Annotated in this window: 9 protein-coding genes; 2 read left to right on the top strand and 7 right to left on the bottom strand. The window is 38.5% G+C overall.

The genetic code is table 11. From position 1 onward, the window contains the following. Positions 1-57 precede the first annotated feature (57 nt). Positions 58-1413 carry a 23S rRNA (uracil(1939)-C(5))-methyltransferase RlmD gene (rlmD, locus tag O3599_RS06290; RefSeq protein WP_023948262.1) on the bottom strand — a complete coding sequence of 452 codons (1356 nt, stop codon included), beginning with the start codon at positions 1411-1413 and terminating at the stop codon, positions 58-60. A 37-nt stretch (positions 1414-1450) separates the two neighbouring features. Here rlmD and recX point away from each other — a divergent pair, with 37 nt between their 5' ends. Together recX and O3599_RS06280 are read left to right on the top strand one after the other, a co-directional pair. Continuing rightward, positions 1451-2227 carry a recombination regulator RecX gene (gene recX / locus O3599_RS06285; RefSeq protein WP_023948261.1) on the top strand — a complete coding sequence of 259 codons (777 nt, stop codon included), beginning with the start codon at positions 1451-1453 and terminating at the stop codon, positions 2225-2227. Positions 2228-2315: 88 nt separating this feature from the next. Then, positions 2316-2849 (top strand): DUF402 domain-containing protein, encoded by a 534-nt coding sequence (locus tag O3599_RS06280; protein WP_000775316.1) that lies wholly within the window; start codon positions 2316-2318, stop codon positions 2847-2849. A gap of 70 nt (positions 2850-2919) precedes the next feature. On the opposite strand, the gene O3599_RS06275 is transcribed toward O3599_RS06280, so the two are convergent. The 6 genes from O3599_RS06275 to O3599_RS06250 form a co-directional block, all read right to left on the bottom strand. Next, complete coding sequence (locus O3599_RS06275) at positions 2920-3687, bottom strand: epoxyqueuosine reductase QueH (protein ID WP_004258744.1); 768 nt, start codon at positions 3685-3687, stop codon at positions 2920-2922. 137 nt (positions 3688-3824) lie between these two features. Then, positions 3825-5447 (bottom strand): chaperonin GroEL, encoded by a 1623-nt coding sequence (gene groL / locus O3599_RS06270; RefSeq protein ID WP_084953044.1) that lies wholly within the window; start codon positions 5445-5447, stop codon positions 3825-3827. Positions 5448-5462: 15 nt separating this feature from the next. Next, entirely contained in the window at positions 5463-5747 is a 285-nt protein-coding gene (gene groES, locus O3599_RS06265; protein ID WP_000917337.1) for a co-chaperone GroES, read from the bottom strand. Positions 5748-6045: 298 nt separating this feature from the next. After that, positions 6046-6900 (bottom strand): PTS system mannose/fructose/sorbose family transporter subunit IID, encoded by an 855-nt coding sequence (locus O3599_RS06260; RefSeq protein WP_031233157.1) that lies wholly within the window; start codon positions 6898-6900, stop codon positions 6046-6048. Next, the gene (locus O3599_RS06255; protein WP_078238001.1) at positions 6881-7723 is read right to left on the bottom strand and encodes a PTS sugar transporter subunit IIC; all 843 of its coding nucleotides are present in this window, start codon (positions 7721-7723) and stop codon (positions 6881-6883) included. The genes O3599_RS06260 and O3599_RS06255 overlap by 20 nt, the downstream gene beginning before the upstream one ends. Positions 7724-7746: 23 nt before the next feature. After that, on the bottom strand, positions 7747-8241 hold the full coding sequence (locus tag O3599_RS06250) for a PTS sugar transporter subunit IIB (protein WP_020903146.1): 495 nt from the start codon (positions 8239-8241) through the stop codon (positions 7747-7749). Positions 8242-8259: the final 18 nt, after the last annotated feature.

The following is an 8259-nucleotide window of genomic DNA, read 5'->3' as shown; positions in this document are numbered from 1 at the left end:
GAGTTGTTTTCAACTCTTACTATTATACTGGCTTTTCAAACTTTGTCAACACTTTTTTTAAACTTTTTTTATTAATTTTACAACAGCTTCCGTTCGAGCTGTATGCGGGAACATATCGACCGACTGGATATAATGGAGATCATAGACTTCTACTAAACGTACTAAATCACGAGCCAAGGTCGAAACATTGCAAGAAATATAGACCATTTTTTCTGGTACATAGGTAAGAATAGTATCTAATAACTTATCATCCAGACCTGTACGTGGTGGATCCACAATCAGAGCATCTGCTCGGTAGCCTTCCTTATACCAGCGAGGAATAATCTCTTCTGCCGTTCCAGCTTCATAATGAGTATTGTCAAATCCCATTCTTTTAGCATTTCGCTTGGCATCTTCAATAGCTTCTGGAATAATATCCATACCTCTGAGTGTTTTTACTTTCTTTGCAAAGGCAAAACCAATTGTTCCAACTCCACAATATGCGTCAATCAAATGGTCTTCTTTACTAACATCCAGCGCTTTTACTGCCTCGCTATAAAGGACTTCTGTTTGTTCAGGATTCAGTTGATAGAAAGCTCGAGGAGATAGTGAAAATTCATAATCGAGTACACCTTCTTGAATACTCTCTTCTCCCCAGATAATCTCTGTCTTTTCACCATAAATTTCACTGGTTTTAGCTGTATTTGTATTCACAGCCACTGTCACAACTTCTGGAAAATCTTTAACTAAGTCTTTTACTAGTTGGGTTAAATTAAGCTGACGGTTTGTAACAATAATAATCTGAACCTGTCCAGTCTTTCTTGCTCGTCGGACCATTATCGTTCTAACACCTAGAACTTTTCTCTCATCCGTGATTGGAATCTGGTGATAAGTAAGTAATTCTGCTAGACGATTAGCAATCACTTGGGTTTCCTTGTCTTGTACCAGGCAGTCTTTCAACTCTACTAAATAGTGAGAGTTTTGTGCATACAGACCTGCCTTGACCTGATTTTTAAATTTTCGAGTCTGAAATTGTAACTTAGCACGATAGTACTTGGGTTCCTGCATTCCAATCGTCGGGCGGATTTCATAGTTTTCATATCCTGCAGGGGCAAATTTTTTTAGCGCTTGGTGAAGTAAGTCCGTCTTGAACTCCAGCTGCTTATCATAATGCAGGTGCATGATTTGGCAGCCTCCGCATTCATTGTAAATAGTACAAGCAGGCACAACACGGAATTTAGACTTCTTGTTGACCTTCAGTAGTTTTGCCTCTACAAAGTTACGTTTAATAGAAGTAATCTGACAATAGATATCTTCACCTTTGAGAGCACCAGGCACAAAGACTAAGGTTTTTTGATAAAAGCCGATTCCCTCACCATTAATTCCCATGCGCTTGATTTTTAATGGTATTTTTTGTTTCACTTTCAGATTCATACCCCTATCTTATCACATTTTGAGTTATAATAGAACTATGAAAATCACAAAACTTGAAAAGAAAAAAAGACTCTATATGATGGAGCTTGATAATGGCGACAAATGCTACATTACTGAAGATACAATTGTTCGTTTTATGTTATCTAGAGATAAGATGATAAGCGAAGAGGAATTGAAGGAGATTCAGGACTTTGCTCAATTTTCTTATGGTAAGAATCTAGCCCTCTACCACCTATCCTTTAAAGCTCGCACTGAAAAAGAAGTCAGAGAATATCTGAAAAAATACGATATTGATGAAGACATAGCTTCCCAAGTCATTGCTAATCTTAAAGAAGATAATTGGATTAATGATGGCCATTACGCTTATGCTATCATCAATGCTAATCAACTTTCAGGAGACAAGGGACCTTATGTACTGACTCAGAAACTAGTACAAAAGGGGATTTCAAAATCTACTATAGAGGAGACCTTGAAAGAATTTGATTTTTCGGAAGTTGCTCAACGTGTAGCTAATAAACTATTGAAAAAATATGAGGGAAAACTTCCAGCTCGTGCCTTGCAAGATAAGATAATCCAAAATCTGACCAACAAGGGGTTTTCCTATTCTGATGCTAAAACTGCTTTTGACCAGTTGGATAGTCAAGTTGATCAAGAAACGACTCAGGAACTCATCTTCAAGGAACTTGATAAGCAATATGCTAAGTATGCCCGAAAATATGAAGGATACGAACTTAAACAGCGTTTAACTCAAGTTTTAGCACGAAAAGGCTACGATTTTTCGGATATAGCAAGCGCTCTCAGAGAATATCTTTAATATTTTCATGTAAAATTCACAGATTTTAGGTAATTTTATGGTACAATAGTAAACGATAAACTTATAAATTGTAGAAAGTTGGTTAGTTATGAAGCTTCCAAAAGAAGGCGACTTTATTACAATTCAAAGTTATAAGCATGATGGGAGTCTCCACCGAACTTGGCGGGACACCATGGTACTAAAAACAACAGAAAACGCCATTATTGGTGTCAACGATCATACACTGGTTACCGAAAGTGATGGTCGTCGTTGGGTCACTCGAGAACCGGCTATTGTTTACTTTCACAAGAAATATTGGTTTAATATCATTGCCATGATTCGTGATAATGGAATTTCCTACTATTGCAATATGGCTAGCCCCTACTATCTGGATGAAGAAGCACTGAAGTATATTGATTACGATTTGGATGTTAAAATTTTTACAGATGGAGAGAAACGTCTCTTGGACGTTGAGGAGTATGAGCGTCACAAACGCAAAATGAATTATTCCGATGACTTGGACTATATTTTAAAAGAACATGTCAAAATTCTTGTTGATTGGATTAACAATGGACGAGGTCCTTTCTCAGAAGCCTATGTAAACATTTGGTACAAGCGCTATGTAGAACTAAAGAATCGGTAAAGTTGTCAAACTGGGGTTAAGACCCCGGTTTTTTTATTTTAAAAACCCAGCTTTACAGCTAGGCTTATCCTTATATATCTAATTTTGTAACTGTAAATTTGATATGGGAATAGTCTTTTTCAACATCCTTATCCAGCAAGAAAACTGTGGCATCTTTCTTAACCTGAACCAAATCAATATTCTGAGCCTGGGCTGCATAGACGCATCCACAATAACATTGACGATAGATATCATACTCTTCACACATCTCTACCGAACGTTTGTAGCCTTGATTTTTCTTGAAATCACTGGGAAGATAGTGGGTTGTATAAATTTTTTGCACATCGATTCCGATACTATTAATGGTTTGAGAATTCTTATGAGGACTGATGGTCAAGGCTGAGCCAAAGTAGTCAAAGCCCAAGTCCATAGCCACTTGAGCTGTCTTATCCAGTCGGTAGTCAAAGCAAACCTTGCAACGGTCGCCACCTTCAGGCTCTTCTTCCAAACCTCGAACCAGTTTACGATATTCGTTAGGTTCATAAGGAGCTTCTAGATATTGAACGCTATTGCCAGTTCGCTCATTGAAATCACTGACAAACTTTTTAGTCACATAGGCACGCTTATGGTATTCTGCCTTGGGATGGATATTAGAATTGGCAAAATAGATTGTCACATCTGCATACTTGGTCAAATATTCGAGGGTATAGGTACTGCAAGGGGCACAGCAAACGTGCATGAGAATGGTTGGCCGTTGCTCATTTTTCTCCCATACTTGTACCATCTTCTGCATGACACGGTCATAATTAATCTTCTGATTGAGGTTCATCTTGCTCAGAATTTCTTCTACATCGATCATGTTCTTCTCCTTTTTATAGTCTTATTTTATCATATAAGTTAGGAGAGCTCAAATCTATTTAGAAGTGAATATCATAAAAAGGAGGAATAGCCATTCCCTCCTTTTGTGTTTTTTATAAGTTGTTTCCTATAGAAAGCTTACATCATGCCACCCATCATACTTGGATCCATTGCTGGAGCTGGGGCTGCTGGTTCTGGTTTATTGGCTACGACTGCTTCCGTAGTCAAAATCAAGCTGGCTACAGATGCTGCATTTTGAAGGGCAGAACGGCTAACCTTAACTGGGTCGATGATTCCTTCTTCAATCATGTTGACCCACTCGCCAGTTGCTGCGTTGAAGCCTGTGCCAACTTCAGCATTTTTCAAACGATCGATAACGATAGATCCTTCAAATCCTGCATTGTGCGCAATCTGACGAACAGGTTCTTCCAAAGCACGGAGAACAATATTACGGCCTGTCGCTTCATCTCCTGCCAACTCCAAATCAGCCACGGCTGGAATAACATTGACAAGGGCTGTTCCACCACCTGCAACGATACCTTCTTCAACAGCTGCACGAGTAGCGTTGAGGGCATCTTCAATGCGGAGTTTCATTTCTTTCAACTCAGTTTCAGTTGCAGCTCCGACCTTAATAACCGCTACACCACCTGACAATTTTGCCAAGCGTTCTTGCAATTTTTCACGGTCAAATTCAGAAGTTGTGGTTTCGATTTGAGACTTGATAACCGCAACACGATGAGAAATAGCTTCAGGATTTCCCGCACCTTCTACGATAACCGTGCTATCTTTGTCTACAGTTACTCTCGCTGCTTGACCAAGTGCTTCAATTGTCGCATCTTTCAACTCAAGACCAAGGTCTTCTGTGATAACTGTTCCACCTGTCAAGATGGCGATATCTTCAAGCATGGCTTTGCGACGGTCACCAAAGCCAGGTGCCTTGACTGCTACCACGTTGAAGGTTCCACGAATCTTGTTCAATACAAGAGTTGGAAGAGCTTCACCATCCACATCATCCGCAATAATCAAGAGTGGACGATTGCTTTGGAGAATACTTTCTAGGAGTGGCAAGATTTCTTGGATATTTGAAATCTTCTTATCAGTAATCAAAATGTATGGATTTTCGAGGTCAGCTACCATTTTTTCGCTATCTGTTACCATATACTGTGAAAGATAACCACGGTCAAACTGCATTCCTTCTACGACTTCAAGCTCTGTTTCCATACCACGTGACTCTTCGATAGTGATGACTCCGTCTTTGCCAACTTTTTCCATGGCTTCAGAGATGTATTCACCGACTTTTTCAGAACGAGAAGATACGGCAGCAACCTGAGCAATGGCTTCTTTATTGGCAACAGGGATGGCGTTGTTTTTCAAGGCTTCTACTGCTGCTGCAACTGCTGTTTCAATCCCACGACGAATGCCAATTGGATTGGCACCTGCAGTGACGTTTTTGATTCCTTCACGGACGATAGCTTGGGTCAAGACTGTTGCAGTCGTAGTCCCGTCACCTGCGATATCATTGGTTTTAGAAGCTACTTCTGATACCAATTTGGCACCCATATTTTCAAAATGGTCTTCCAATTCGATTTCTTTGGCAATAGTCACACCGTCATTGGTAATCAAGGGTGAACCGAATGACTTTTCAAGAACGACATTACGGCCTTTTGGTCCCAAGGTTACTTTAACAGTGTCTGCAAGGATATCGACACCACGGACCATAGCTGAACGGGCATCAGATGAAAATTTAATTTCTTTTGACATACTTACTTTCTCCTTCTATTTTTCAATGATAGCCAAGATGTTAGCTTCGCCTACGATGATGTACTTTTCATCGCCATCTTTGACATCAAGACCTGCGTGTGCTTCAACCAAGACACGGTCTCCAGCTTTAACACTTGGAGCAACCAAGTCACCGTTCAAGGTACGAACACCTTGTCCAGTAGCCACAACTTGAGCTGTTTTGGTTTTTTCTTGGGCTGAACCTGCGAGGACAAAACCTCCAACAGTTTGTTCTTTTTCTTCTACTTTTAAGACCACACGGTCCCCTAATGGTTTCAACATCTGATTTCCTCCATAATGAGATAGATATCATTAGCACTCTTTACACTTGAGTGCTAATTCATAGTTCTATTGTATCACTTGGTCAGAAATAGTCAAGAAAAAAGTCTGACTTTCTGAGGATGAATAGATAAATTCTTTATCCTAATTTTGCACTTTAATAATGTAGAATTTTAACGAACATGATTTATGGAATTAGTATTTTCGTTAATTCTTTTATAAAAAATACCGAAACTCTAAATCCTTATATTACGCATATATAAAAAACAACGATTATGAACCGTTGCTTTTTTAGATGCTATTAATATTTCAAGCCTGGATTGAAAAATCCTAAGGCTACTCCTACAAGTGCAATAACTACCAATAAGAGCATCACCCAATTTGGAGAAACTTTCTTTTTAGCCATCAGCCACCAACATAGAACAATAAAACCTGCTGTTAAAAGACCTGGATAAACACCATCAATCTTTTCTTGTAAGTTTAAAAATGTTTCTCCATCTCCATTTTTCAGCTCTAGCGCCGTAGTGACAGATACCCAAGTTGCTGCAACAGCTCCTATAACCATACCACCAACAACACTAATTGCTTTTCTTAGCGCCTGACCTTTAGGACCTACTAAAAATTCTACTGCTTTATCCCCAAGTTCATATCCTTTAAAATAAGCAAAACGCATTCCAAGATAGACTAATAGATTCCATGCAATAATATAGAATATTGCACCAGAAATATTTCCTCCTTTAGAAAGACCTAGAGCTATCCCCAAAAGAACAGGAATTAATGTTCCTACAATAAGTGAATCTCCAATACCTGCAATAGGCCCCATTAGACCGGCTCGCATTCCATTGATGGTCTCACTATCTACGGCATCTCCATTTGCACGCGCTTCTTCCAAACCAGCTGTTATCCCAACTACTAGAGAACCCAACTGCGGCTCAGTATTAAAGAATGCTGTGTATGTTTGCATAGCTTCTTTTTGTTCTTCCTTAGTATCATACATTTCTTCTACAATTGGAAGCATAGAAGTTAAATATCCAAAAGTTTGCATATGTTCTTGAGAAAAACATGTCAGATGTCCATAGAACCAGTGGTGAAATGATTTTGTCAATGTTTTTCTTGATATTTTTTTTCGACTCATTCTAAATATCCTCCTCTTCATCAAATCCCATATCACTGACAACTGCTGTCGTACGGGCAGATTTAATAACTTCTAATTCATAATAAATTACTGCAAAAATTAATGACACAACACCACTTGCTACTAAGTTCAAGCCTAAAGATTTTGCTAACGTGAACCCGACAAAGAAAGGAATAAAGTCTGTTGTTTTTGTAACAATTTGTTTCAAAAGTATTGCAATACCCACACATGGAAGGAGTGCTCCTACAGTAAATAGAGACTTCATTACAAAACCATCCATCGGAAGATATACTTTCATAAGATCAACCATATCTGGTCCAAATTTTGTAATAATCATTGTTGGTAAGAAAGAAAAGATAAAATGTGAAATCCAAGGATATACCCAATCAACAGCATATAACTTCTTAAAATCACCTTTCTCTACAGCTTTCCATCCAATGTGTTGCCAAAGCAAGTTCATAGTAGCTGTACCATAGAATAAAACAGTTCCAATTGTTCCAACCGCGGCTCCAATTGGCGCTGCTGCTGCTGCAATCGCCACTTCACCTGAAATATTATTTGCATGAACAAATAGGATAGATAACGGAATTCCGATATAAGAAATTGCCCGTACATCGGCCGATACAGTTCCACCAGGTGTCACTAAGGCAATATATAATACCTGTAAAGCCACACCAACGATTACCCCTGTTGTTATATCTCCTAATATTAAACCTACAATTAAACCACCAACTAATGGACGCCCCAAAGTATAGTTACCAATACTGGATCCCCCCATACCTGGCATCGATGCTAAACTTGCAAACAATCCTAAAAGAGCTGCTTGAATCCAAGAAATTTCCATCATTTTGTCTCCTTATTTCATTATTAAAATCCAAATTTTGATTTAAAATCACTCCAATAGCCAATAGATACATCTGGTAATAATTGGAATCTAACTTTATATCCTGCTTTTTCAATTGCTTCTAGTGCAACTGCTTCCTCTTGAGTAATTGATTGATTATTTCCCAACTTGATAGCACCTGGTCTATCGTTAGCAGGTCCTACAATAATTTCTTTAACATCTCCTGGAATAAAGCCCTGGTCTACTAAAATTTCTTTCATATCAATTGGATTTTTAGTAATCAAAAAATATCTACTATCCGATTCTGTTACTTTAGATGATTTTTCTTTAAACGCTTCCTTTGTCCAAACAAATGTTTTTTTATCTGACGCACCTTTATATGCCTGAATTAAAACCTTATTAGATGCAGCAGCGTCATTTACTGCAATTAATCCATCACATGGATGTTCTTTTGCCCATCTAGTGACTGTTTGTCCATGAATCATTCTATCGTCAATTCGTACAAATGTTACTACCATAATTTTTTATCCCTTTCC

This window comes from Streptococcus sp. 27098_8_103 (assembly GCF_041432345.1).
Classification (GTDB): Bacteria; Bacillota; Bacilli; order Lactobacillales; family Streptococcaceae; genus Streptococcus; species Streptococcus mitis_BV.
The sequence above is the reverse complement of the archived record's forward strand: the minus strand, read 5'-3'. Positions and strand labels throughout refer to the sequence as shown.